Raw genomic sequence first — 25,400 nt, 5'->3', positions numbered from 1 at the left:
AAGAACTTTTTCTTTCGAGGAGCCTTCATGCGCCCATTCTCTTTCCGCCGCGTCCTGTCATCCGTTGGCCTGTGCACCGCGTTGCTGGCCGGCCAGGCCCTGGCGCAACCTCAGGAGGGCGGGGTGTTGAACCTGGTGGCTCAGCCCGAGCCGCCATCGCTGATGCACGGCGTGGTCAGCCATGTGTCCACCCAATACGTCAGCGGCAAGGTGCTGCAAGGCCTGTTGACCTTCGACACCGACCTCAAGCCCAAGCCGGTTTTGGCCAAATCCTGGACCATCTCCCCGGACGGCCTCACCTACACGTTCGAGCTGCAGGACAACGTGCACTGGCACGACGGCCCGGCGTTCACTGCCGATGACGTGGTGTTCAGCTTCAAGACCTTCTACCCCGAAGTGGACAAACGCCTCGGCGGTGTGATCAGCGAGTACGTGCAGAGCATCACCGCCAACGGCCCGCAGCAGGTGGTGTTCACACTGAAGAAACCCTTTGCGCCGTTGCTCTCGGCGCTGGGCAGCGGCCTGCGCCCCGTGGTGCCCAAGCACCTCTACGAGAACAGCGATTTTCGCAACAACCCGTACAACCTCAAGCCGGTCGGCACCGGGCCGTTTGTGTTTGTTGAATGGAAACGCGGCGCGTACATCAAGCTGGCCAAAAACCCCAACTACTGGAAAAAGGGCCTGCCGCACCTGGACAGCATCATCTTCCACGTGATCCCCGACACCTCGTCCCGCGCCGCGGCCTTCGAGCGCAACGACGTGCAAGTGCTGCGCAGCGGCGATGCCGACTATTCCGACCTCAAGCGCCTCACCGCCTTGCCGGACGTACAGTCGTCGGAGAAGGGCTGGGAGCTGTATTCGGGACTGGCCTTCTTGCAGATCAACACGCGCAAGCCCCCCCTGAACAACCCCAAGGTGCGCCAGGCGATCCTGTATGCGCTGAACCGCCAGTTCGTGGTGGACAACATCTTCTTCGGCTCGGGCAAGGTCGCCCAGGGCCCGTTCGTGTCGACCTCGCCGTACCACGACCCGCAACTGCCGCAGTACAGCTATGACGTGAAAAAGGCCAAGGCACTGATCGCCGAATCCGGCGTGGACGTCGGTGCAGTGCGCATCCGCCTGCTCAACGGTGAGAAGGGCGGCGCCTGGGAGCGGCTGGCCGAATACACCAAGCAATCCCTGCAACCCCTGGGCTTCAAGGTGCAGGTGGTAACGTCCGACTCGGCCACCTGGTTCCAGCGCGTCAGCGACTGGGATTTCGACCTCACCTACAATTTCATCTTCCAGGTCGGTGACCCCTACCTGACCAGTGCCTACCTGTTCCGCTCCGACTACATCCTCAAGACCTCGCCGTTCGCCAACGTCAGCGGTTACAACAGCCCCGAGGCCGATGCCCTGTGGGCCAAGGTCGCCGACACCCCGGAAGGCCCGGAACGCACCCGGCTCTACAGCCAGCTGGAAAACGTGCTGAACAGTGACCTGCCCATCGCACCGATCTTCGAAATGCGTTACCCGACGCTGTTTCACAAACAGGTGAAAAACCTGCTGCAAACCGCCACCAGCCTCAACGAGGACTACGAAAGTGTCTACCTCGACGGCCCCGCGCCATGAACGGTGCGCTGTATGTCGGCGGGCGCCTGTTCAAGGCGCTGTTGATGGTGATGGCCGTGCTGGTGTTGAGCTTCCTGCTGATCCGCCTGGCGCCGGGTGATCCGGCGCTGCTGCTGGCGGGCGAGGCGGGGGTGGACGATGTGCAGTTCATAGAGCAACTGCGCCAGACCATGGGCCTGGACAAGCCGCTGCTCCAGCAGTTGCTGATCTATCTGGGCAACATCGCACACCTGGACCTGGGGTATTCCTATCGCAACCAGACGTCGGTGTGGTCGCTGATCAGCGAGCGTTTGCCGGCCACCCTGGCATTGATGGGCTCGGCATTCGTGCTGTCCTCGGTGCTGGGCGTGACCCTCGGCGTGCTGGCGGCGCGAGCACGGCAGAAGCGCCATTGGCTCGATGGCGTGATCTCTCACGGTGCCTTGCTGCTCTATGCGATGCCGACGTTCTGGCTGGCGATGCTGATGATCCTGCTGTTCTCCGTAAGCCTGGACTGGCTGCCGGCCTTCGGCATGGAAACCGTCGGCCGCGACTTCTCGCTGCTCGACCGATTGCAGCACCTGTTGTTGCCGTGTGTGTCCCTGAGCGTGCTGTTCCTGGCGCTGTATATCCACCTGACCCGCGCGGCGGTGCTCGACGCCCTCGGCCAGGAATACGTGCGTACCGCCCACGCCAAGGGCCTGCACCCGCGGCGGATTCTCTACGTGCACGTGTTGCGCAACGCGTTGCTGCCGGTGGTGACCTTCGCCGGCCTGCAACTGGGCCAACTGGCCAGCGGCGCGTTGCTGGTGGAGGTGGTGTATTCCTGGCCGGGCATCGGCCGCCTGATGTACGACTCCCTGGCGCAACGTGACTACGGCGTGTTGATGGGCGGCTTTCTGGTGATCTCGATATTGGTGGTGGGTTTCAACGTGTTGACCGATGTGATGTGCCGTTTTCTCGACCCGCGCATCGGTGCAGGAGGGCAGGTCTGATGGCGTTACTCAAGCGTTTTATCCGCCAGCCTTCGGCACTGGTGGGCGCCGTGTTTTTGCTGCTGTTGGCAGCGCTGGCGGTGTTGGCGCCATGGTTGACCGACAGTTCGCCCTGGGAAATGAATACCCAGCCGATGCTGCCACCGTTCCGCGATGCGGCCCACTGGCTGGGCAGCGACTTGCTTGGCCGTGACCTTGGCAGCGGCTTGCTCTACGGCGCCCGCGTGTCCCTGGCCGTGGGGGTGTTGGCGAGCCTGTCGACCTTGCTGGTGGGGCTGATCGTTGGCGCCATCGCTGGCTACTTCGGCGGGTGGCTCGATGGCGTACTGATGCGCATCGCCGAGTTCTTCCAGATCATTCCGCAACTGGTGCTGGCGGTGATCCTGGTCGCGGTGCTGGAGCCGTCCCTGGGCTCCATCGTGCTGGCGATCTCACTGGTGGCGTGGCCCGCGGTGGCGCGGTTGGTGCGCAGTGAATTCCTCACCCTGCGCCAGCGTGAATTCGTGCAGGCGGCACGGGTATTGGGCCAGTCGCCGCTGGGCATCATCAGCCAGCAGATCCTGCCCAATGCCCTGGCACCGTTGCTGGTGACCATGACGTTTGTGATGGCCACGGCGATTCTCACCGAGGCTGCGCTGGCGTTCCTTGGCTTGAGCGACCCGGAGGCCATGAGCTGGGGCTACATGATCAATGCGTCACGGGGTTTGCTGCGGGACGCATGGTGGATGAGTTTCCTGCCGGGACTGGCGATTGTGCTGTGCGTGCTGGCAGTGAACCGCGTAGGTGAAGGCCTGCGCGTGGCGTTTGAACCGGGGAGATCGCTATGACTTTATTGAGTGTGGAGCACCTGCGCATCGCCCTGCCCGAGGGCGCGGACCGCAGTCATGCGCTGTATGACCTGTCGTTGCAGGTGCGCAGTGGCGAGTGCCTGTGCGTGGTGGGCGAGTCCGGTTCGGGCAAGTCGATGTTGGCCAAGGCGCTGTTGCGGCAGTTGCCGACGCCGTTGACGGTGGAAAGCGGGCACCTGGAGTTTCGCCAGCAAGACCTCGCCAGCCTCAGTGAAACCGCCATGCGCCAACTGCGTGGACGCGATATCAGCATGGTGTTTCAGGAGCCCATGAGCGCGCTGAACCCGCTGCTGCGGGTGGGCGAGCAGATCGATGAAACCCTGCGCGCCCATGGCGTGAAGTCGGCGAGTGAGCGGCGTCAGCGCGTGGTGGACTTGCTCGGGTATGTCGGCTTGCCCGATCCCGAACGCCTGCGGTGGGTCTATCCGTTCGAGCTCTCCGGCGGCCAGCGCCAACGCGTGGTGATTGCCATGGCGCTGGCGTTCGATCCGGCGCTGTTGATTGCCGATGAGCCGACTTCGGCACTGGACGTGACCACCCAGGCGCAGATCCTCGACCTGCTGCGCAAGATCCAGCGGGACAAGGGCATGGCCTTGTTGTTTATCACCCACGATTTTGCCGTGGTGGAGGCGATTGCCGACCGCGTGCTGGTGCTGGAGAAAGGCCGCGTGGTGGAGCAGGGCAGTGCCCGCCAGGTGCTGCGCGAGCCACAGGCGGCGTACACCCGACAGTTGCTGGCGGCGGTGTCGGCCGAACCGCTGGCGCCGCGCGGCCTGGTCAATGGCCCGGTGGTACTCAAGGCCAAGCAACTGGGCAAGGTGTTCCGCAGCCGCAGCGGTTGGTGGGGTAAGCGCACCACCCAGGCGCTGGACGCGGTGCAGTTGGTGCTGCGCGAGGGCGAGACCCTGGGGATTGTCGGCGAGTCGGGCTCGGGCAAGTCCACCCTGGGCCGTTGCCTGGTGCGGCTGTTGCGCGCCGACAGCGGGCATATCCAGTGGCTGGGCCAGGACGTGGCGGGGTTGTCCGAAGGGCGCTTGCGCCCGCTGCGCAGTGATGTGCAGATGATCTTCCAGGACCCGTTCGCCTCGCTGAACCCGCGCCAGACCGTAGGCCGCATCATCATGACCGGGCCGCTGGTGCAGGGCCAGCCCAAGGCCGATGCCGAGCAGCGTGCGCGTGAACTGCTGGCATGGGTGGGCCTGCCATCCACGGCGTTCGAACGCTACCCCCACGAATTTTCCGGCGGGCAGCGCCAGCGCATCGGCATCGCCCGTGCCTTGGCAGTCAACCCCAAAGTGCTGATCGCGGATGAGTGCGTGTCGGCGCTGGATGCGTTGATCCAGGTGCAGATCCTGGAGCTGCTGGAGTCGCTGCAACGGCGCTTGAAACTGAGCATCGTGTTCATTACCCACGACCTGCGCGTCGCCGCGCGTTTGTGCGACCGCATCGCGGTGATGCAGAACGGCCGGGTGGTGGAGCAGGGCGAGACCGCCACGTTGTTCGCCGACGCCAGCCACCCTTACACCCGCACCCTCCTGCAATCGGCACCGAGTCCTGCGGCCTGCGCCAGTTGAGCCCGTGAGAGGGGGCTTGCTCCCACGATCTATCCAGTTCCTTCATCGAGGCATGTGGTTTTTATGAGTACCCCGTTTTCAGACCTGCCGGTCGTCCGCGGCCAACCCCTGGACATCCGCCCCAACCGCACCCTGAGTATCGCCCACCATGCAGGCACCACCCAGCCCGATACCGTGGTGTTCTTCTGCCACGGCGCCGGCGGCAACAAGGATCAGTGGCGCCCGCAATGGCAGGCACTCAAGGCGCAAGGCTACAGCCTGGTGGCCTGGGACCTGCTGGGCCATGGCGACAGTGCGCGCCCGCGCGACGATCAGGCCTACGCCTGGCCTGAACTGGTGGCGGACTACCTGGCGATCCTGCAACGCTACGCAGGCACGCGGAACCTGATCGTCGCCCATTCCTTCGGTACCGGCTTGAGCCTCAGCGCGCTGCTGGCGAGGCCGACGGTGAAGATCGACGCGGCGCTGCTGCTGGGCACCCAGTTGTATCGCCCGCAGGTCAGCGGCGGCCTGATGGCACTGCCGGCCTGGATCCTCGAATGGCTGCGGCCGCTCCTGGCCAAGGGTTTTCGCGAGCGTGCGTGGCATGCATCCGCCGCCCCGGCGCTGGTGGCCTACGAAGAAAAACTCACCGAGCGCAACCGCCTGCACATGTTCAAGGCCCTGACTAAAAACGCCCAGTGGCCGGACGCCGCACAGATCCCCTCGTTGACGCTGCCGGTGAGCGTATTGGCCGGTGACAGCGACGGGCTAACGCCGGCCAGCGGCGGCAAAGCCCTGGCCGAGCACCTACCGGACGCGGATTTCCAGGTACTGGAGGCCTGCGGTCATCAATTGATGCTGGAGAAACCCGAGGCGGTGCTGAAAGCATTCAACAAACTGCTGGCCAGGGGCTTATAACGCTAAAGCGCATCGCTATTCGATCCAGCTATTGGATTGTTCATGAGGTAATGCATTTAATTCGGGACCTAACTCATTGTTGTGCGGTATAAAACAGCGCATTCAAGCGCTGTAATGAGCCCTCGTTCCGCCTTAGAGATTAGCCATGAGCAACCCGGTTGCCGCTGCACCTGCGCCCCTGGTCCGCGTGCTGGACCTGTGCAAGACTTTTGGTGCCCAACGGGCCCTGGACCAGGTCAGCCTGGATATCTACCCGGGCGAAGGCGTGGCATTGCTCGGCGCCACGGGGGCGGGCAAATCGACCTTGGTCAACATCCTCAGTGGCACCCTGGTACCGGACGCTGGCGAAGTGTGGGTCGACGGCCAGCGCCAGCGCTTTATCTCACCGCTGTCGGCGCGGCGTGTCGGCATCGTCGCTGTCCACCAATGTCCCGACGCTGCCATTGCTCCCGGCCTGAGCGTGGCGGAAAACCTGCTGCTCGACGAACTCGGTCTGCCCGACTCGGATTTCCTGCTCAACCGCAAGAGCCTGCTGCAACGCGCCGACGCCATCGCCGCTGGGCTTGGCCTGGACCTGCCACTGCAACACCCGGTAGAACGCCTCGGCCGGGCCGACCGCCAACTGTTGGTCCTGGCCCGCGCCTTCGCCCTGCAACCGCGCCTGCTGATCCTCGACGAACCCACCGCCGCCCTGTCGGAATCCGACGCCGAACGCCTGCTCGGCCTCATCGACAGCCAACGCGCCCGAGGCGTGGCCATCCTGTACATCTCCCAGCGCCTTTCCGACCTGCAACGGGTCACCAACCGCGCCCTCGTCCTTCAGGAAGGCCGCATCACCCGCGACATCAACACCCGCCACCTGCCGAGTGCGGCCTACACCCTGTTGGGTGACGTGGCTGAGCAGCCGGCGGTGACGCCGGACAAAGCCTTGCCAGTACCGTTCCTGGAGCGGTTCACCCGCGCGGGGTTCATTCGCAATCGGGCGGAAGGGAAGGCGGTGCAGGAGCAGGTGGGGGAGTTGAAACTGGACGTCAGCAGCGTGCCCCTGCAGCGCAAGGGTGGCATAGAGCCCGACGTTTGATTCCATGTACTTGAGCCTGTGAACGGCGTACCGCTTGTCGGATTGATTCTTGCGGCGCGTGAAATGAGCGGGCGTCTTTCACGCAAAAAGTGGGGGGGCAGAGGGCTTGGCTGTTGTTGTGTGTTCATAGCAATGGGGCGTTTTCTGAAATACCTGGATGAAACGTCCTAAGTTCAGGTCTCGATATTCCTACGCGCTGACGTATCAAAAGTTGCAGGTTTTACCCGTTGGAATAGCTTGGCTATGACAAGGGGGGCCGACCCATGCCTATTTCATTACCCAATTATGAAATGCTCAACTTCGTGGTTACCGATGTTGCTGGCGATGGCTTGCGTATCCCGCAGCATCACTCGTCTTCACTGCTGGTGGTGCTTGAACGGCTCAGGTTCGGCGCCATGACGAAAGAAGAGCTCAGCTGTGTATTTGCCGAGAATGGCCTGTATGCACACGACGTCTTTGATGGCTGGGAAGAGAACAACAAGACCTAGACCACCCGACGTCAGGCATCAGGCCATGACGGTCTTTTTGCTGAACTACAAGTGCTTGAGCGCGGCCGGCCAGTCCGGGTTGTTCACCAGTCCGAGGGTCTTGAGCGTGCCGTTGGGCAGTACCTGCACGAACAGTGCGCTGCCGTATTCGGGGAATGTGGCGTGGGGGTAGCCCTGGGTGGCTTCGAAGTCGGCGATGCAACCGCTGTGGGTGACAAATACCAGGTTGCGCCCCGGGGTCTTGTGGCGCAGCAATTCTTCGCTCATGGCCGCGCCGCACACGGCTTGCTGGCCGGCGGTCAGTTCGTTTTTGCCGAACATGAAGCGCAGGGTCTGGGCGGTGCGGATGGCGGGGCTGGCGAGGCTGTCGCTGTTGTCCATGCCCAGGGTCTTGAAGGCGTTGCCGAGGTGCTCGGCGTGCTGGCTGCCATTCACCGTGAGGCCTTCATCCGGGCCCAGGCAAGGGTGGGTCGAACGGTCACAACGTTCTTCGTGGCGCACCAATACAATCAGGTCACCGTCGCGCCACAGTGGCAACACCTGAGACGTCAGCAGGCGGTCGCCTGCTCCCAGGTCGCGCGGCGAGGCATGCCACAGCAGGTTGGCGCCCATCAACAGCGCGATCACCACGATGCCCAGCCACAGCGGCCCCAAGCGTTTGATCATGGCCCGGCGTGAACGCGGTTTGGTCAGGCTCAGGTCAACCAATTCAATCACCCTAAGGCGTGTTTACGAAGGGGGCTCCCCCCGAATGAGCGGCATTAGGCCCAATCCCGAGTGGGCGAGCGGTGAAATCCATGTGAAAAATTTGCGTGCCTCAGAGGCGCAGCCGTTATTCTCGTTGGCCACCCCTCTCAAGCGAGTGTTGCCATGTTGCAGGTGCACGGTGTGTTCAAGAGCTACGCGACCCCGCAAGGCCCGTTAGCGGTGTTGGCGGGTGTCGATCTGCACCTGGCTCCCCGCAGCAGCCTGGCGCTGATGGGGGAGTCCGGCAGCGGCAAAAGCACGTTGTTGCACCTAATCGCCGGTCTCGACCGCCTGGATGGCGGCACTGTCGACGTCGAAGGTCAACGCCTCGACCAGCTCAGCGAGGCGCAGCTTGCGCACTGGCGGCGCACGCAGATCGGCCTGGTGTTCCAGCAATTCAACCTGATCGGCAGTTTGCGGGTGGACGACAACCTGGCGTTTCAGGCCCGATTGGCCGGGCGCTTCGATCCGCAGTGGCAGGCGCATTTGGTGGAGCGCCTGGGCCTGGGGGACTTGCTCAAGCGCTACCCGGAACAGCTCTCCGGCGGCCAGCAGCAGCGTGTAGCGGTGGGGCGCGCGTTGGCTTCGCGCCCGGGCTTGTTGTTGGCCGACGAGCCTACCGGCAACCTTGACGAAGCCACCAGCGACGAAGTGCTGCAGCTGCTGCTGGACCTGCTGCGCGACAGCCCCACCAGCCTGCTGATGGTCACCCACAGCCCGCGCATCGCCGCACGCCTGGACCGCCAGGTGGTGTTGCATCGCGGACGTGTCGTGCCGGCGGACGCCCGCTGAGATGACCGTCTTCTACTGGGCCCTGCGTGCGTTGCTCAGCCATTGGCGGCGCCACCCCGTGCAGTTTTTCAGCGTGCTGACCGGGCTGTGGCTGGCCACTGCGCTGCTGACCGGCGTACAGGCCCTCAACAGCCAGGCGCGGGACAGTTACGCGCGTGCCAGCGCGTTGATCGGCGGCGAACCCCAGGCCAGCCTTGCGACGCCCGATGGCGCCAGTTTTCCTCAAGCGCTGTTTGCCCAACTGCGCCGCGCCGGGTGGCCCGTGTCGCCGGTGGTGCAGGGGCGGGTGCAGCTCAAGGGGCTGGAGGACGTGCGCCTGCAACTGATGGGCATCGATCCGGTGTCGTTGCCCGGCAGCGGCGCGGTGGCAGGGCAGCGCTTGAGCCAGGCGCAGATGCTGGCGTTTTTCGACCCGCCAGGACGCACCTGGATCGCGCCCCAGACGCTGAAGGCCTTGGGCTTGCAGGAAGGTCAGCAACCGTTGGTGCTCAATGGCCAGCGATTGCCGCCGCTGCAAGCGCAGCCGGACATGGCCCCCGGGCTATTGCTCACAGACATCGGTTTCGCCCAGCCGTTGCTGGAAATGCCCGGTCGCCTGACGCGCCTGCTGGTGGACAAAACGTTCGCCGCCGGCCAGCCCACGCCACCCCCGCAGCTGCACCTCAAGCAGGGCGAGGAGAATAACCTCGCACGCCTGACCGACAGTTTTCACCTGAACCTCGATGCCTTGGGTTTCCTGTCCTTCGTGGTGGGGTTGTTTATCGTGCACGCCGCCATCGGCCTGGCGCTGGAGCAACGGCGTGGGCTGCTGCGCACCTTGCGCGCCTGTGGGGTGAGTGCGCGTTTGTTGATCTTCAGTCTTGGCGTCGAGCTGGGGGTGTTGTCGTTGCTGGGGGGCGTGCTGGGTGTCGCCAGCGGTTACCTGCTGGCCAGTCTGCTGTTGCCGGATGTGGCCGCCAGCCTGCGAGGCCTCTACGGCGCCGAGGTGGCGGGGCAATTGAGCCTGAGCCCGCTGTGGTGGCTGGCCGGGTTGGGCCTCAGCCTGCTCGGCGCGGTGCTCGCCGGCGCCAGCAGCCTGTGGCGTGCGGGACGTCTGCCGCTGTTGGCGCTGGCCAATGCGCAGGCCTGGCATGAGGCCCATGGGCGCTGGTTGCGGCGCCAGGGTTGGGTCGCGACCACGGCATTGTTGATTGCGGTGCTGGCGCTGTGGCTGGGCGACAGCCTCGCGGCGGGCTTCGTGCTGATGGCAGCCTTGCTGTTGGGGGCAGCCCTCGGTTTGCCCGTGGTGCTCAATGGCCTGTTGAAAACAGTGCTGGGGCGCAGTCGCTCGGTGCTCGGCCAGTGGTTTCTCGCCGATTGTCGCCAGCAACTGCCGGCCCTGAGTTTGGCGCTGATGGCACTGCTGTTGGCGCTTGCCGCCAATATCGGCGCGGGTTCCATGACCTCCGGGTTTCGGCAGACGTTCGGCCACTGGCTGGAGCAACGTCTCACGGCCGAGCTGTACCTCAATCCGCAGACACCAGCCCAGGCGGAGCAACTCGGCACTTGGCTGGCGCAACAACCCCGGGTGCAGGCTGTGCTGCCCACCTGGCAAGTCGGAGTGCAATTGCAGGGGTGGCCGGCGGATCTGTCGGGCGTGGTGGACGACCCCACCTATCGCCAGCACTGGCCGTTGCTGGAAGCGACGAGCGCGCCCTGGGACCAGTTGCAGCAAGGCGACACGCTGATGCTCAGCGAGCAACTGGCGCGACGGCTGGGCGTGACGCTCGGCGACGCGGTGAGCATTCCCACGCCGCAGGGCTTGTGGTCGCCCAAGGTGGTGGCGATCTACGCCGATTACGGCAACCCCAAGGGCCATCTGCTGGTCAATGCCCAGCACCTGTTGGCGCACTGGCCGACGCTGTCGCCGGCGCGCTTCAACCTGCGGGTGGCGCCGCAGGACGTGGCGCCGCTGGTGCGTGACGTGCAACAGGCCTTCGCCCTCGACGACAGCCGCGTCATCGACCAGCAACAACTCAAGGGCTGGTCGAGCCAGGTGTTCGAACGCACCTTCGCCGCCACTGCCGCGCTGAACAGCCTGACCCTGGGCGTGGCCGGCGTGGCGCTGTTCATCAGCCTGCTGACCCAGAGCCAGAGCCGCCTCGGCCAGCTCGCACCGTTGTGGGCCCTGGGTGTGACGCGCCGGCAACTGATGCTGCTCAACCTCGGGCAAACCTGGTTACTGGCGGTGCTGACGCTGGTGCTGGCCGTGCCCTTGGGCCTGTTGCTGGCCTGGTGCCTGGACGCGGTGATCAACGTGCAGGCTTTCGGCTGGCGCCTGCCGTTGCAGGTGTTCCCGTGGCAGTTGGCGCAGTTGCTGGGGTTGGCGATGCTGGCGACGTTGCTGGCCTCGGCCTGGCCGTTATGGCAGCTGTACCGCAGTCGTCCGGCGGATTTGTTGAGGACCTTCGCGCATGAAGATTAAGGCAGGGTGGTGGGTGGTTTTCCTGCTGCTGGCGGCGTGCGACCAAGCGCCGCCGCCGCAGAGTTTCGCCGGCCTGGGCAGTGACGCCGCGGACTTCGCCCAGGTGGTACCTGGCAAGGTGTTCAGCTTCCCCGAAGACCATGGCCCCCACGCGGGTTATCGCATCGAATGGTGGTACGTCACCGCGAACCTCAAGGACGCCCAGGGCAATGTGTTCGGCGTGCAATGGACGTTGTTTCGCAATGCCCTCAAGGCCGGGCCGACGCAAACCGGTTGGCGGGACGCCACGATCTGGCTGGGCCATGCCGCCGTGACCTCTGCCGGCCAGCACTATGCCGCCGAGCGTTATGCGCGCGGCGGTGTCGGCCAGGCAGGGGCACAGGCGGTGCCGTTCAATGCCTGGATCGACGACTGGAATTTCGCCACTCGGCCCGGCGCGGCGAGCCCCTTGGCGGACATGCAGCTCAAGGCCGCCGACCGACAGTTCGCCTACGACCTGCACCTCACCTCCAGCCGTCCCCTGGTGTTGCAGGGCGACCACGGCTACAGCCGCAAATCCGACCTGGGCCAGGCTTCGTATTACTACAGCCAGCCATTCTTCACCGCCAGCGGCAGCCTGCGCATCGACGGCAAGACCTACCAGGTCAGCGGCCCCGCCTGGCTCGACCGCGAGTGGAGCAGCCAGCCGCTGGGCGCCAGCCAGACCGGCTGGGACTGGTTTTCCCTGCACCTGGACCGTGGCGAGCAACTGATGTTGTTTCGTGTACGCCAAACCGATGGCGGGTCGTACCTGACCGGCACCTGGATCGATCGCGACGGCCAAACGCAAACCCTGCACAACGCCGATATCCAACTGGCGCCACTGGATACCACGACCATCGACGGGCGCAAGATTCCCACGCGCTGGTCGCTGAAGATTCCCGGCAAGCAGCTGGACATCATTACCCAGGCCGTCAACCCCAAGGCCTGGATGAACCTGAGCATTCCGTATTGGGAAGGGCCGGTGCAGTTTGACGGCGGCGTGGGGTACCTGGAGATGACCGGGTATTAACGGTGCCGGTCAGTCACTCCTGTACCAGTGCGTCCTTCAACGGCAATCGCGCCATGCTCGTGCTTTTGAGCGACCCCAGGTACAACCAGTCCCCATACTCGCGCGCCGTGGTGATGGGCGAGTAGTTGCCGGCACTGCCGTCCTGCAGGTTGGCGATCACCTTGCCGTGGGTGTCCAGGCCCAGCACGAAGGCTTTGCGTTCGACAGGCTTGGGCACCACCATCAGCGCGCGCACCATCACCTTGCGCAGTAGCGGGTAGCCAGCAACGCTGTCCAGCAACGGGTTGCGTGGCGAATAGAGCGCCACCCAGAAGCGGTCCTTGCCGTTGAAGCTGAGGTTGTCCGGCAGGCCGGGCAGGTTGTCGATGAACAGGTCGTGGCTGCCAGCGCGCTCGCCCTTGAGCCAGTAGCGGCTGATGCGATAGGCGCCGGTTTCATTCACCAGCACGTAGTTTTCATCCGGGCCCAGGGCTACGCCGTTGGCGAATTGCAACTGGTCGAGCAGCACCTCGGTATGGCCGTTGCTGAAGTCATAGCGCAGCAGCCGACCGTCGCCGCCGTGTTCGATCACGGCCTCGCCGTCCTGCCCGTAGCCCCAACGGCTCGACGCATCGCTGAAGTAGGCATAGCGCCCACTGGCGTCCACGGTGACGTCATCGGTAAAGCCGAACGGCACGCCGTTGGCGCTGTTGCTCAAGGTGGTCAACTGGCCCTTGGCATCCAGAGCGAGCAGGCCCTTGATACCGTCGGCGATGATCAGGCGCCCGTCGGGATGCCGCGCCAGGCCCAGGGGACGCCCGCCGGTGTTGGCCAACACTTCCAGGCTGGGGGTGTCGGGGGCGGTGCGGATGATGCGCCCGTCATGCAGGCCGCTGATCAGGAAGCCCTGGGCATCGAGCAGCAGCGCCTCGGGCCCGGCGATGTCCTGAGCACCGATTTTCTGCACGCCCTTGAGCCGCTGGTTGGCGGCATAGGGGCCCTCGGTCATCGACGGTGCCTTGGGCGGCGCCCAGTTCACCGGTTGGACCCTGGTGGGCATCAGCAGCAGAAACGCCACCACCGCCAGCACCAGTACAAACAGCAGATGACGCAATTTCCGTGTGCCTGTGCCCATGGTCAATCCTGACAATTTTTTGTGGGGCTTGAGCCTAGCCCGACCGGCCAATACTGCTAGCGCTAAAGTGTTTCAAAGTACCGGGTCCCAGCGCTGGGACCAGTCGCCTTCGGCCTTGACCACCTCTCGCAGTAACGCCAGTGCTTGTTGCAACACCGCCGAATCCCGCGCCCGCGAGTACACCAGGTAGGTTGGGAAACTGAACTCCGGTGCCTTGGGCACCCGCTGCATCACGCCGCTGTCCAGGTAGCTCTGCACCACGCGGGTACGGAAGTAGCCGGCGCCGCCGTTTTCGAGGATGTACTGCAAGGCCAGCGGCCCCAGGTTGAAGGTCAGTGCCGCGCGGGCTTTTTCCGGCAGGGCGGCGTCGTGCTGCTGGCGGAAACCCGGGCCCCAGTCGTTGTACACGTAGGGCTGCGGTTTACTGGTCAGTTGCACCAGGATCAGTTTTTCTTCCAGCACCTGCTCCACTTGCAAGCCCGGCCAGTACTGCGGCTGGAACACCAGCGCGGCATCCAGCACGCCCAGTTCCAGTTGGCGCAGCAGGTAGTCGCCTTCGCGGATCTCGGTACGCAGCGCATGGCCGGCGATATGTTCACGCAGCGCCTGCGCCCAGCCGAGCATCAGTGGGTTGCACAGGCTGACTTCGCCCCCGATGTGCAGCACATTGCGATAGCCCTCGGGCAACGGCAGGTCCCGGCGTGCAGCTTCCCAGGTCTGCAGCAACTGGTTGGCGTACACCACGAATGCCTCGCCATCGGCGGTCAGGCGTGCGCCGGCGCGGTTGCGGATGAACAGGGTGCTGCCCAGTTGACTCTCCAGGCTTTTGACCCGTGCAGTAATCGCGGTCTGGGTGACGTGCAGTTTCTCGGCCGCTGCGGCGAGGCTGCCGCAACGGGTGATCTCGAGGAAAGTGCGTGCCAGTTCGATGTCCATGAAACCCCCTGGGATGAATGGGGGACAGTGTAATGGAATGCGGTCAGCACTGTGGAAGCGGGCTGGCGGTGAACTGGGTTTCCGAGCCTGGCACACATCCAATGTGGGCTTGCCTGCGATAGCGGTGGGTCAGCCGGTACATCTATTGCCTGCCACTCCGCTATCGGGGGCAAGCCCGCTCCCTCACAAACCCTGTGCGTATCGTCAATTGCAGCTCAGGTCGGGGTCTGTGGCGTTTGCAGGTGCTGGGTAGGGAAGGCTTTCGAATACGCCTGGCACACCCGCAACACCGTGTCATCGGCAAACCGCGCACCCACCACGTGCAACCCCACCGGCAAGCCGTTCGCCGCCAGCCCGCACGGCACCGACGCCGCCGGTTGTTGGGTCAGGTTGAAGGGGTAGGTAAACGGCGTCCACTCGGTCCAGGCCTGCCAGTCGGAGCCTGGTGGTACGTCGTGGCCGGCTTCGAACGCGGTGATCGGCATCATCGGCGAGACCAGCACATCGTAGTGCTCATGGAACGCGGCCATGCGTGCGACCAGTGCGGCGCGGGCTTCGAGGGCGGCGTTGAAATCATCCAGGCTCAACCGTTCACCCCGTTGTGCGATGCGCAGCAGGCCGGGGTCCAGCAGCTGTTTCTGCGTGTCGCTCATGCTGCCGGTCAGGCGTGCGGCACCCGCAGCCCACAGGGTGGTGAACACCTCCAGCGGATCGCTGAAGCCTGGGTCGATCTGTTCGACATGGGCGCCCAGTTGCACCAAGCCCTCCACCGCCTGAACCACCACCTTGGCCACCTGCGGGTCCACGTCCACGTAACCGAAGGTGGGGCTGTAGGCCACGCGCAAGCCTTTCAGGTCCGTACCCGGTGTCAGCCAGGGAGTGGTCCTCGGCGCGCCGATCAGGCCATCCCGTGCATCCGGTTGGGCGACGGTCTGCAGCATCAGCACGCTGTCTTCCACGGTGCGGGTCATCGGCCCCAGGTGCGACAGGATCGTCATGGAGCTGGCCGGCCACTGCGGCACATAGCCAAAGGTCGGCTTGATCCCGAACGTGCCAGTAAACGCACAGGGAATGCGGATCGACCCCCCGGCGTCACTGCCCTGGTGCAACACCCCCAGGTTCAGCGCCGCCGCCGCACCCGCGCCACCGGATGAGCCGCCCGCCGTGGTGCGGGTGTCCCACGGGTTGCGGGTGATGCCGTAGAGCGGGTTGTCGGTCACGCCTTTCCAGCCGAATTCCGGCGTGGTGGTCTTGCCCAGCAGCACCGCGCCGGCCTTGCGCATGAACGCCGGGAAGGGCGCGTCGATGTCCCACGGACCTTCGGCGCAGGAGGTGCGCGAGCCTTTGCGGGTGGGCATGCCCTGGGTCAGCGTGAGGTCCTTGATCGACGCAGGTACACCATCGAGTGCGCCACAGGGCTGACCCTTGAGCCAGCGCACTTCCGAGGCACGCGCAGCCTCAAGTGCGCCTTGCGGGTCGACATGGCAGTAGGCGTTCACCACCGGGTTGTAGCGCTCGATGCGCAGCAGGGTGTCCTCGGTGACCTCCACCGGTGACAGCGTCTTGTCGCGAAAATGCTGCAGCAGTTGCACCGCCGTCAGTTGGCCGATCTCACTCATGCCTCGTCTCCCTGCGCCGCGTTGACCATGGCGCGCAGCAACACTGCGCAGCCCGCCGCCAGGTCATCCGGGGCGGCGTTTTCGATTTCGTTATGGCTGATGCCGCCTTCGCACGGCACAAAGATCATGCCGGCCGGGCCCAGTTCTGCGACGAAAATCGCGTCGTGCCCGGCACCGCTGACAATGTCCATATGGCTCAAACCCAAGGCGCTGGCAGCGTCGCGCACTGCATTGACGCAGGCCGGGTCAAAGTCCAGCGGCGGGAAGTCGGCCGTGGGTGTCAGCTCGAACGTCAGGCCGTGCTGCCTGGCAGTCGCTTCGATCACACTGCGCACTTCATCGACCATGGCCTGGAGTTTGTCCGCCTGCAGGTGGCGCAAGTCGATGGTCATGTGCACCTGGCCCGGAATCACATTGCGCGAACCGGGGTGCAGGCTCAGGCAACCCACGGTGCCGCAGGCATGGGGTTGCTGTTGATGGGCGATGCGGTTGACCGCGCTGACCACCTCGGCGGCGCCGACCAGGGCGTCCTTGCGCAGGTGCATCGGCGTCGGGCCAGCGTGGGCTTCGACGCCGGTGAGGGTCAGGTCGAACCACTTCTGGCCCAGGCAGCCCATCACCACACCGAGGGTGATGGCCTGGTCTTCCAACACCGGGCCTTGTTCGATGTGCGCCTCGAAATAGGCCCCCACCGGATGGCCGAGCACCGCACGGGCACCGGCATAGCCGATGCGCTGCAACTCGGCGCCCACCGACAGGCCCTGGTCGTCGAGCTTGGCCAGGGTCTCCTGCAAGTCGAACTTACCGGCGAACACCCCGGACCCCATCATGCACGGCGGGAAGCGCGAGCCTTCTTCGTTGGTCCACACCACCACTTCAATCGGCGCCTGGGTGTCGATCTTCAAGTCGTTGAGGGTGCGGATCACTTCCAGGCCGGCCATCACCCCGTAGCACCCGTCGAACTTGCCGCCGGTGGGTTGGGTGTCGATATGGCTGCCGGTCATCACCGGGGGCAGGGCGGGGTTGAGCCCGGCGCGGCGTGCAAAGATATTGCCGATGGCATCCACGCTGACACTGCACCCGGCGGCCTCGCACCACTGCACGAACAGGTCGCGGGCCTGGCGGTCGAGGTCGGTGAGGGCCAGGCGGCACACGCCGCCTTTGGCGGTGGCACCGAGCTGGGCGAGGTCCATCAGCGATTGCCACAGGCGGTCGCGGTTGATCAGCGGGGCGTTGCTCTTGAGCGGTTGCGCAAAACTATTCATGGGCAATCTCCGGTCAGGCACTCAGGGCCAAATAGCGGTTCTTGATACTCGGGTCGGCACGGAAGTCAGCGGCGCTGCCTTCGTAGACCACGCGGCCTTGTTCGAGCACGTAATGGCGGTCGGCGAGCTTGTCGCAGACCATCAGGTTCTGTTCCACCAGCAGCACCGGCAAGCCGTCGTCCTTGACCTTGCGCAGGATCTTCACCAGTTCGTCGACGATCACTGGCGCCAGGCCTTCGGTAGGCTCGTCGAGGATCAGCAGCTTGGGGTCGTTGAGCAGCGCGCGGGCAATGGCGAGCATCTGTTGCTCGCCGCCGGACAGCGCGTGGCCGGCGTTTTTGCGCCGTTCCTTGAGGCGCGGGAACATGGCGTACACGTCTTCGAGTTGCCATCGGCTGGTCTTGCGTGCGGCGATGCGCAGGTTTTCCTCGACCGTCAGCAGGCGGAAGATCCCGCGGTTCTCCGGCACCAGCGCCAGGCCCTGGCGCGCGATCTCGAAGATCTTCTGGCCCACCAGGGCCTGGCCGTTGAAATGGATCTGGCCCTGGCGCGGGCAGATGATGCCGAGGATGCTGCGCAGGGTGGTGGTCTTGCCCGCGCCGTTGCGGCCCAGCAGCGTGACCAGCTCACCCGGGTTGACGGTCAGCGACACGCCTTCGAGCACGTGGCTCTTGTCGTAGTAGGAATGGATGTTCTCGACGATCAACATCAGGCAGCCTCCCCAAGGTATGCAGTGCGCACACGCTCATCGGCGCGCACGAATTCAGGTGTGCCTTCCACCAGGATCTGCCCGTGGCTCATCACCGTGATGCGTTGGCTGATGGACATGACGATGCTCATGTTGTGTTCGATCAGCAGCACGGTGTGGTCGCGGCCGAGGTCGCTGATCAGTTGGGTCATGATCGGGATGTCGTCGATGCCCATGCCCGAGGTGGGCTCGTCGAGCATCAGCAGTTTGGGTTTGGAACAGATCGACATGCCCACCTCCAGCACCCGTTGCTGGCCGTGGGACAACTCGCCGGCCAGGGTATCGGCGCGGGCGGTGAGTTGCAGGCGCTCCAGCACCTGGTCGGCCATCTCCAGGTGTTCGCGCTTGCTGTCGACGCGGCGCCAGAAGTTCAGGGCGCGGGCACCGTCGCGGCCTTGGGCGGCAAGGCGCAGGTTCTCGCGCACGCTGAGGTTCTGGAACAGGCTGGTGAGCTGGAACGAGCGCGCCATGCCCAGGCCGACACGGCCGTGGGCGGGCTTGCGCATCAGGTTCTTGCCGTCGAAATGGATTGCCCCGGCCGTGGCCTGGCGTTCGCCGGTCAGGCAGTGGAACAGGCTGGTCTTGCCGGCGCCGTTGGGCCCGATGATGGTGTGGATGGTGCCGGCTTCGACCTTGAGGTTCACGCCGTTCACCGCATGGAAGGCGCCGTAGGCGAGTTCCAGGTCCTTGGTTTCCAGCAGGATGCTCATAGCCCTTCCTCCTTGGCGACAACGGTGGCCTTGCGGCTGCCGCGCACTTTTTCGAACAGCGACGCCAGGCCGCCCCATAACCCGCCGCGCATGAAGATCACCACCAGGATCAGGATCACCCCCAGCAGCATCAGCCAGCGTGGCCACAGGTCGGAGAGGAAATCGCCCAACAGCACGATGGAGCCGGCGCCCAGCAGCGAGCCGAACAACGAGCCGGTGCCGCCGACAATGGTCATGATCAGGATGTTCTCGGACATCGCCAGGTCGATGTTCGACAGCGGCACAAAGTGCAGCAGCATGGCGTACAGTGCGCCGGCGATGCCGGTGACGGCGCCGGACAGTACGAACACCAGGATCTTGAAGTGGCGGGTGTCGTAGCCGATGGCCGAGGCGCGGGTCTCGTTTTCGCGGATCGCCATCAGCGTGCTGCCGAATGGCGAGGCAATCACGCGGCGGGCGCCGATGAAGATCAGCAGGAACAGCACCGCGACAAACCCGTAGAAGGCGCGGGCATCCGCCAGTGACAGCAGCACGGTGTCGCCGATGCGGATTTCCGGGCGCGGCACGCTGAGCAGGCCGTTGTCGCCGCCGGTCCAGTCGCTGAGGGTGTAGGCGACAAAGTAGGCCATCTGGCTGAACGCCAAGGTGAGCATCACGAAGTAGATGCCGGTGCGGCGGATCGCCAGGGCGCCCACCAGCAGCGCGAGGAAGCCACCGACCACGGCGGCGCCGAGCAGAGCGCTGAACAGGCCCAGTTGCAGGTGAATCATCAGCAGCGCCGCGCAATACGCACCGGCCCCAAAGAAAATGCCTTGGCCGAACGACAGCAGCCCGGTGTAGCCCAGCAGCAGGTTGCAGGCCAGGGCGGCCATGGCGAAGATCAGGATCTCGGTGGCCAACGTTGCCGACGGCAATATCAACGGCAGGCCGATCAGCACGGCCAGCACCCACAGCAACATGGCTTTGGATTGGGTTTTTGCGAACGGCAGGGGGTTTTTCTCGCTCATGTCAGGCTCTCCCGAACAGGCCGTAGGGACGGACCAGAATCACCACGGCCATGGCGCCGTAGATCATCAGGCTCGCACCCTGGGGCCAGAGTGTGGTCATCAGGCTTTGCACCACGCCCACCAATAAGCCGCCGACCAGCGCACCGCTGAACGAGCCCATGCCGCCGATCACCACCACCACGAAGGCCACGCCGAGGATCTCCGGGCCAACGAAGGGCTGGGCACCGCGCAATGGCGCGAACAGCACACCGGCCATGCCGGCCAGGGCCACGCCGAGGGCGAAGGTCATGGAGAACAAGCGGAAGATGTTGGTGCCCAGCAGTGACACGGTCTCGGTGCTCTCGCTGCCGGCGCGTACCAGGGCACCGAAGCGCGTGCGTTCCAGCAGCAGCCACAGGCCCAGGCCCACCAGCCCGGAAAACACGATGAGGAACAGGCGGTAATAGGGATAGACGAAGTCGCCCACCACCAGCACGCCGCGCAGCAGTTCTGGCACGGCGACGCTTTTGCCCACCGGGCCCCAAATCATCACGCTGGCTTCCTGGATGATCAGCGCGATCCCGAGGGTCACCAGGATCTGGAACATGTGCGGCAAGTGGTAGATGCGTTGGATCAACAATCGCTCGATCACCCACGCCAGTGCGGCCACCACCAGTGGTGCGATCAGCAACGCCAGCCAGAAGTTGCCGGTGAGGCTCACGGCGGTGTAGCAGATGTAGGCGCCCAGCAGGAAGAACGCGCCGTGGGCGAAGTTGACGAAGTTGAGCAGGCCGAAAATGATGGTCAACCCGACCGCGATCAGGAAGTAGATCATTCCCAATCCGAGGCCGTTGAGTATCTGGAACAGGTAAAGATTAAGCATGCAGGAACCCTCGGCAGGACGCCGCTTGCGCGGCCCTGCCTGCAATATTCGGGGGGTCAGGCGAGCGTGCAGCCCGTGGCGTCTACCGGCGGGAACGACTGGCCGGCGCTGAGCACCTTGGCCAGGTCATCCTTGTCAGCCATGTCGGCCGTGGCCTTGCCGATCAGCAGGTAGTAATCCTTGATCACCTGGTGGTCGCCGGCGCGGATCGATTCCTTGCCGGTCGGGCCTTCAAAGCTCAAGCCCTGCATGGCCTTGGCCACGGTTTTGCCGTCGAAGCTGGCGGTGGAAATAATGGTTTCGAGCATGACCTTGGTGCTGATGTAATCGGCGGCCAGCGGGTAGGTGGGGTTGATGCCGTATTTGGCCTGGGTGAGCTTGACCAGTTCACGGTTGAGCGGGGTGTCGACCTGATGCCAATACTGGGCACCGAGGTACACGCCCTCGAGCACATCGCTGCCCAGTTCCTGGAATTGATCGAGGCCGGCGGACCACACCAGCAGCACTTTCATGCGCTCCTTGATCCCGAAGTTGACCGCCTGGCGCAGGGTGTTGGACGACTGGCTGCCGAAGTTGAGCAGCACCAGCACGTCGGGCTTGGCCGCGATGGCGTTGGTCAGGTAACCGGAGAATTCCTGTTCCTGCAACGAGTGGTAGCTGTTGCCGATGTGTTCCAGGCCGTGCTCCTTGAGCACGTTCCTCGCGCCTTCGAGCAACGCTTCGCCGAACACGTATTGCGGGGTGATGGTGTACCAGCGCTTGGCGTCCGGCAGCAGCTTGATCAGCGGCACCATGGTTTCGCGGATCGCGCCGTAGGTGGGCACCGACCAGCGGAACGTCGCGTGGTTGCAGTCCTTGCCTGTGACTTCATCGGCGCCCACCGGGGTCATGAAGACGCCACCGACCTTGTCCACTTCCTTGGCCACCGCGAGTGCAGACGATGACAGCGTGCAGCCCTGGAAGAACCGTGCGCCGTCCTGCTGGATGGCTTCCTGCACCTTGCGCACGGCCTTGCCGGCATTGCCCTCGGTGTCGATGACCTTGTAGTTCAGCGGGCGGCCGAGCAATTCGGGGTGCTGCTCCACCGCGAGGCGCGATCCCATGTCGGCAAACTTGCCATAGCTGGCAAACGCGCCAGACATGGACTTGAGGCCGTAAAAGGTAAAGGGCTCGGCGGCGAATGCGTGACGCACACTCAGCGGGAGGCTGAGGGCGGCGGCTGCGGTGAGACTGGCTTTCAATAACGTACGACGCTGCATGGGGTGACTCCCTGGTTTAGTTATTGGCAGGAGCGGCAAGGGCGATACGGTGGAGCTTGGGCCTGTGGGCAGGCCTGTTATTGGATGAAACGATGTGTGGTTGAAACGCAGCCCAAATGTGGGCGGTGGCTTGCCTCCGATGGCGGTGTGTCAGTCAATATTGATGTTGAGTGTGCTGGCGTCATCGGGGGCAAGCCCCCTCCCACATGGGGTCTGTGGTGTTTTCAAGAGTGATCGAACTCCAGCAGAAAGTGCGGGCTGACTTCGCCTTCAAGGGCGGTCATGTGGTGTTCGGCATCGCACATGTGTTCGTGCATCAGGCTGCGCACGGCGTTTTCATCGCCGGCGCGAAAAGCGATCAGCAGTTGTTTGTGGTAGTCCAGGTTGGCGGCGTCGAACTGCTTGCGCTTGGGCTTGTAGGCTTTTTTCAGCACCACCAGATCACGCAGCAGGTCGTTGAGGAACTGCGCCATGAAGCTCAGCAACGGGTTGGGGCAGGCCCTGGCCAGCAGGTTGTGGAACTCAAGCTCCGCCAGGCGCTGCTCGCGTTGCCCGGCCTCGCTGTCTTCCGGGGCGCTGCAGAAATCCACGTTGTCTTGCAGGGCCTGGTAGTCGGCTTCGCTCAGGCGGCCGAGCACCGACACGGCCAATTCCACTTCGATGACCTTGCGCAACTGGTACACCTGCTCGCCATCCAGGTGCTGGAAGTGCAAGTAATTGCGCAGCGCCCGGCTGGCCGGTTCGGTGCCGGCCTGGTTCAGGTACGCACCGCCACTGGGGCCGGTGCGCGTACTCACCAGGCCTTCGACTTCCAGCGCCTTGAGTGCCTCGCGCGCCGAGCCCTTGGAGCATTGGAAACTCTCCATCAGCTCGCGCTCGGTGGGCAGGCGGTCGCCGGGTTTCAGCGCATCGGTGACGATGGAGCGCTTGACCGACTCGACAATCACATCGGACAGCTTCTGGCGTTTGCGTCGTAGCGGGCGGCTTAGCATGGCGTCGATTTATCGTATTAATGCGGATAAATAGAACTTAACGACCGATGTGACGAAGCGTCAACGCAAGGTGTCGTTTTTGAGGGCAAAGGGTCGTAATCGGCCGATGCCCTCAGTCACGCAGATCCAGGCAGCGACTGGAGCGGGGGGGTTGCGTGCCGTAGGCCAGGAAGGTGCCCGTCCATTGGTCGATACAGCCGCTGGCGCCCGGCGTGCCGGGGTCCTTGAGGCGCAGTTGGTCTACGCGGGGTGTGGCCGGGTCGCCCGGTTCAGCGTTGATCAGCACCATGCGCGTGATGCGTTCGGGAAACTGCGCGCCGTAACGATTGCCCAGGCGTGCGGCACCGGCGTTGCCCAGGTAGTGCAACTGCGCCTCGCCGAGTTGGGCACGCACGAACTCCATGTCCAGCACGGCTTGGTCAACCCCGTTGTCCTGGGCAAGGTCGCGGGTGCTCAGCTCAATGAGGTCGTAGTGGTTGACCAGGGTGCGATAGGCCGGCGACGAATTTGCCGCCCAACGGCCCGCCAGATGGAGCGCAAAGGTACTCACCTGATTGGGCATGGCCTTGTCGCCGGGCAGGACGAACACCACGCCTGCGCGGCTGAGAGGATCGCGCGCGCCGACGCGGGTGAGGTAAAGCCGCAGGCTGCCCTGGCGCAGCGCCGAATAGTTGCGCGGCACGCTCACCACGCCGCATTGGGTGCGGTCCAGCACGTCGGGGTCCAGGCGTTCGCGGGTGGCGAGGGGGCAATCGAGCAGCCAGTCGATGGCCGTCGGGGGGATCAGCGGCCCCGCGACGGCAAGGCCTGCTGCCAACCAGAGGCCGGCGCAGGCCAGGATTTTTGCAGCAGTCATGGGAAGGTTCCGGGCAGCCGTAAGATAGCGGCTTTTTTACCAAGGACCTTGGGGCGAAAAATGTAGGGTGAGAGAGGTAATCTTGTAGGAAATCGGCTTTATGTTTATCGGATCTCTGTAGTCCAGCCGCCTCCCAGCGCTTTGTACAGTGCAATGCTGGCTTGCAGGCGCGACAGTCGCAACTGCACGTTCTGGTCCTGGGCCGCGTACAGGGTGCGCTGGGTCTCGAGGACAGTGAGCAGGTCTTCGGCCCCCGCCTGGTAACGGCTTTCGGCGATCTCGAAGGCGGTTTGTGCCTGTTGCAGTTCTTCACCCTGCCACGCGCGTTGCTGGTCGAGGCGGGTGATGTTGCTGAGGGATTTTTCCACATCGGCAAAGCCGTTGATGATCGTGGCGCGGTAGGTGTACAGCAATTCATCCTGGCGAGCGCGGGCCTTGTCCCGTTCGGCGCGCAGTTGGCCATTGTTGAAAATCGGCGCCACCAGCCCGGCGGTCAGCGTGTAGTAGGGGCTACGCAGGATTTCCAGGGCCTTGTAGGCGTCAGAACCCAGGGTGGCACCGAGGGTAAGCGCGGGCAGCATGGCCGCGCGGGCCATGCTGACATCAGCTTGGGCCGCCGCCAACTGAGCCTCGGCTTTCGCGATGTCGGGCCGGCGGCTCAGCAGTTGGCTGGGCACGCCCGCGCCGATGCCCGGCCAGGTCAGCGCTTGAAACGCTTCGCTTCCCAGTTCCAGGGCCTGCACCGGCTGGCCGAGGAGGGCGGCCAGGGTGATGCGTGAATCTTCGGCCAGTTGCTGGATCAGCGGCAATTGGCGCTGCTGGCTGGCCACCAGGCTTTTTTGCTGGGCCAATTCCAGGGCGGTGGCGGAGCCGGCGTCGTAACGGGTCTGAACCAGGTCAAGGACGTTGCGCGCATTCGCCAGGTTGAGCTCGGCAATCTGCTTGCGCTGATCGGCCGCGAGGGTCTGTGCGTACCGGTCGGCGACGCTGGCCAGCAGGGTCAGTTCTACAGTGGCCTGGTCATACTCACTGGCGCGCAGGCTGTGCAGGGCGCTGTCGCGGGCGGCGGCGCGGCCACCCCAGAAGTCGATTTCGTAGCTGGCGGTGAGGTTGGCGCCGAAGTTGTCGACGGCCTTGTCGCTCTGGGACACATCCAGGTCAGGCCCTCCCGCGCCCCGAATGAGTTTCTGGTGGCTGGTGGCGAGGTTGAATTTCACCTCGGGCAACAGCGGCGCCCCTGCGATCACGGCGCTGGCCTGCGCCTGGCGCACGCGCGCGGTGGCGGCGGCCACGTCGAAACTGTCGCGCCGAGCCTGTTCGACCAAGCGGTTGAGCTGCGGGCTGCCAAAGTGAGTCCACCATTGCAGGTTGGTGGCCTGGGCCGCGTTGCGCTCGGCAAATTGCCAGGCCGCGGGCGGCGCGATGCGGCTGTCGAGGGCCGGCGGGCTGCCGGCGCAGGCGCTGAGTAACAGGCACACGCCGGGCATCAGGTAGAGGGATGG

The 25,400-nt window shown here is 64.5% G+C and carries 23 protein-coding genes; 10 read left to right on the top strand and 13 right to left on the bottom strand.

Translation table 11 applies throughout. From position 1 onward, the window contains the following. Nucleotides 1-27: 27 nt before the first annotated feature. The 7 genes from CQ041_RS11445 to CQ041_RS11415 all read left to right on the top strand — a co-directional run bounded on the left by CQ041_RS11445 (nt 28) and on the right by CQ041_RS11415 (nt 7,476). Complete coding sequence (locus CQ041_RS11445) at nt 28-1,611, top strand: ABC transporter substrate-binding protein (RefSeq protein WP_105522634.1); 1,584 nt, start codon at nt 28-30, stop codon at nt 1,609-1,611. Beyond that, on the top strand, nt 1,608-2,585 hold the full coding sequence (locus CQ041_RS11440) for an ABC transporter permease (protein ID WP_105522635.1): 978 nt from the start codon (nt 1,608-1,610) through the stop codon (nt 2,583-2,585). Before CQ041_RS11445 ends, CQ041_RS11440 begins: the two co-directional genes overlap by 4 nt. Further along, a complete protein-coding gene (locus tag CQ041_RS11435; protein ID WP_105522636.1) occupies nt 2,585-3,412 on the top strand; it encodes an ABC transporter permease in 828 nt (275 codons plus the stop codon). Before CQ041_RS11440 ends, CQ041_RS11435 begins: the two co-directional genes overlap by 1 nt. After that, nucleotides 3,409-5,007: an ABC transporter ATP-binding protein gene (locus CQ041_RS11430; RefSeq protein ID WP_105522637.1), complete on the top strand. Its 1,599-nt coding sequence runs from the start codon at nt 3,409-3,411 to the stop codon at nt 5,005-5,007. The genes CQ041_RS11435 and CQ041_RS11430 overlap by 4 nt, the downstream gene beginning before the upstream one ends. Nucleotides 5,008-5,070: 63 nt before the next feature. Further along, entirely contained in the window at nt 5,071-5,907 is an 837-nt protein-coding gene (locus tag CQ041_RS11425; protein WP_105522638.1) for an alpha/beta fold hydrolase, read from the top strand. A 145-nt stretch (nt 5,908-6,052) separates the two neighbouring features. After that, a complete protein-coding gene (locus CQ041_RS11420) occupies nt 6,053-6,988 on the top strand; it encodes an ATP-binding cassette domain-containing protein (RefSeq protein ID WP_105522639.1) in 936 nt (311 codons plus the stop codon). A 263-nt stretch (nt 6,989-7,251) separates the two neighbouring features. Next, complete coding sequence (locus tag CQ041_RS11415) at nt 7,252-7,476, top strand: hypothetical protein (protein WP_146116058.1); 225 nt, start codon at nt 7,252-7,254, stop codon at nt 7,474-7,476. 45 nt (nt 7,477-7,521) lie between these two features. On the opposite strand, the gene CQ041_RS11410 is transcribed toward CQ041_RS11415, so the two are convergent. Beyond that, the gene (locus tag CQ041_RS11410) at nt 7,522-8,142 is read right to left on the bottom strand and encodes a histidine phosphatase family protein (protein WP_105522922.1); all 621 of its coding nucleotides are present in this window, start codon (nt 8,140-8,142) and stop codon (nt 7,522-7,524) included. 204 nt (nt 8,143-8,346) lie between these two features. Here CQ041_RS11410 and CQ041_RS11405 point away from each other — a divergent pair, with 204 nt between their 5' ends. Genes CQ041_RS11405 through CQ041_RS11395 form a run of 3 tightly spaced genes read left to right on the top strand, consistent with a single transcriptional unit; the run spans nt 8,347 to nt 12,530 of the window. Then, nucleotides 8,347-9,015, top strand: a complete 669-nt coding sequence (locus CQ041_RS11405) for an ABC transporter ATP-binding protein (RefSeq protein ID WP_105522641.1) — start codon at nt 8,347-8,349, stop codon at nt 9,013-9,015. A gap of 1 nt (nt 9,016) precedes the next feature. After that, a complete protein-coding gene (locus CQ041_RS11400) occupies nt 9,017-11,479 on the top strand; it encodes an FtsX-like permease family protein (RefSeq protein ID WP_105522642.1) in 2,463 nt (820 codons plus the stop codon). Further along, on the top strand, nt 11,469-12,530 hold the full coding sequence (locus CQ041_RS11395; RefSeq protein ID WP_105522643.1) for a lipocalin-like domain-containing protein: 1,062 nt from the start codon (nt 11,469-11,471) through the stop codon (nt 12,528-12,530). The genes CQ041_RS11400 and CQ041_RS11395 overlap by 11 nt, the downstream gene beginning before the upstream one ends. A 13-nt stretch (nt 12,531-12,543) precedes the next feature. Here CQ041_RS11395 and CQ041_RS11390 read toward each other — a convergent pair whose 3' ends face one another. From CQ041_RS11390 to CQ041_RS11335, 12 genes are all read right to left on the bottom strand, one after another. After that, nucleotides 12,544-13,644: an SMP-30/gluconolactonase/LRE family protein gene (locus CQ041_RS11390; RefSeq protein WP_105522644.1), complete on the bottom strand. Its 1,101-nt coding sequence runs from the start codon at nt 13,642-13,644 to the stop codon at nt 12,544-12,546. 72 nt (nt 13,645-13,716) lie between these two features. Continuing rightward, the gene (locus CQ041_RS11385; protein ID WP_105522645.1) at nt 13,717-14,580 is read right to left on the bottom strand and encodes a LysR family transcriptional regulator; all 864 of its coding nucleotides are present in this window, start codon (nt 14,578-14,580) and stop codon (nt 13,717-13,719) included. Between the two features lie 215 nt (nt 14,581-14,795). After that, nucleotides 14,796-16,199: an amidase gene (locus CQ041_RS11380; protein WP_105522646.1), complete on the bottom strand. Its 1,404-nt coding sequence runs from the start codon at nt 16,197-16,199 to the stop codon at nt 14,796-14,798. Next, entirely contained in the window at nt 16,196-17,464 is a 1,269-nt protein-coding gene (locus CQ041_RS11375) for a Zn-dependent hydrolase (protein ID WP_105522647.1), read from the bottom strand. The genes CQ041_RS11380 and CQ041_RS11375 overlap by 4 nt, the downstream gene beginning before the upstream one ends. A 13-nt stretch (nt 17,465-17,477) precedes the next feature. Continuing rightward, nucleotides 17,478-18,173, bottom strand: a complete 696-nt coding sequence (locus CQ041_RS11370; RefSeq protein WP_105522648.1) for an ABC transporter ATP-binding protein — start codon at nt 18,171-18,173, stop codon at nt 17,478-17,480. Then, a complete protein-coding gene (locus CQ041_RS11365) occupies nt 18,173-18,922 on the bottom strand; it encodes an ABC transporter ATP-binding protein (protein WP_010209301.1) in 750 nt (249 codons plus the stop codon). Before CQ041_RS11365 ends, CQ041_RS11370 begins: the two co-directional genes overlap by 1 nt. Further along, complete coding sequence (locus CQ041_RS11360; protein WP_105522649.1) at nt 18,919-19,929, bottom strand: branched-chain amino acid ABC transporter permease; 1,011 nt, start codon at nt 19,927-19,929, stop codon at nt 18,919-18,921. Before CQ041_RS11360 ends, CQ041_RS11365 begins: the two co-directional genes overlap by 4 nt. 1 nt (nt 19,930) lies before the next feature. Further along, a complete protein-coding gene (locus CQ041_RS11355) occupies nt 19,931-20,791 on the bottom strand; it encodes a branched-chain amino acid ABC transporter permease (protein WP_105522650.1) in 861 nt (286 codons plus the stop codon). A 56-nt stretch (nt 20,792-20,847) separates the two neighbouring features. After that, nucleotides 20,848-22,050 carry an ABC transporter substrate-binding protein gene (locus tag CQ041_RS11350; protein ID WP_105522651.1) on the bottom strand — a complete coding sequence of 401 codons (1,203 nt, stop codon included), beginning with the start codon at nt 22,048-22,050 and terminating at the stop codon, nt 20,848-20,850. A gap of 224 nt (nt 22,051-22,274) precedes the next feature. Then, nucleotides 22,275-23,042: a FadR/GntR family transcriptional regulator gene (locus tag CQ041_RS11345; protein ID WP_105522652.1), complete on the bottom strand. Its 768-nt coding sequence runs from the start codon at nt 23,040-23,042 to the stop codon at nt 22,275-22,277. Between the two features lie 112 nt (nt 23,043-23,154). Further along, nucleotides 23,155-23,898 carry an alpha/beta fold hydrolase gene (locus CQ041_RS11340; protein ID WP_105522653.1) on the bottom strand — a complete coding sequence of 248 codons (744 nt, stop codon included), beginning with the start codon at nt 23,896-23,898 and terminating at the stop codon, nt 23,155-23,157. Nucleotides 23,899-24,002: 104 nt separating this feature from the next. Beyond that, a complete protein-coding gene (locus CQ041_RS11335) occupies nt 24,003-25,385 on the bottom strand; it encodes an efflux transporter outer membrane subunit (protein ID WP_177429383.1) in 1,383 nt (460 codons plus the stop codon). Between the last annotated feature and the right edge of the window lie 15 nt (nt 25,386-25,400).

This window comes from Pseudomonas sp. MYb60 (genome assembly GCF_002979555.1).
Taxonomy (GTDB): Bacteria; Pseudomonadota; Gammaproteobacteria; order Pseudomonadales; family Pseudomonadaceae; genus Aquipseudomonas.
The sequence above is the reverse complement of the archived record's forward strand: the minus strand, read 5'-3'. Positions and strand labels throughout refer to the sequence as shown.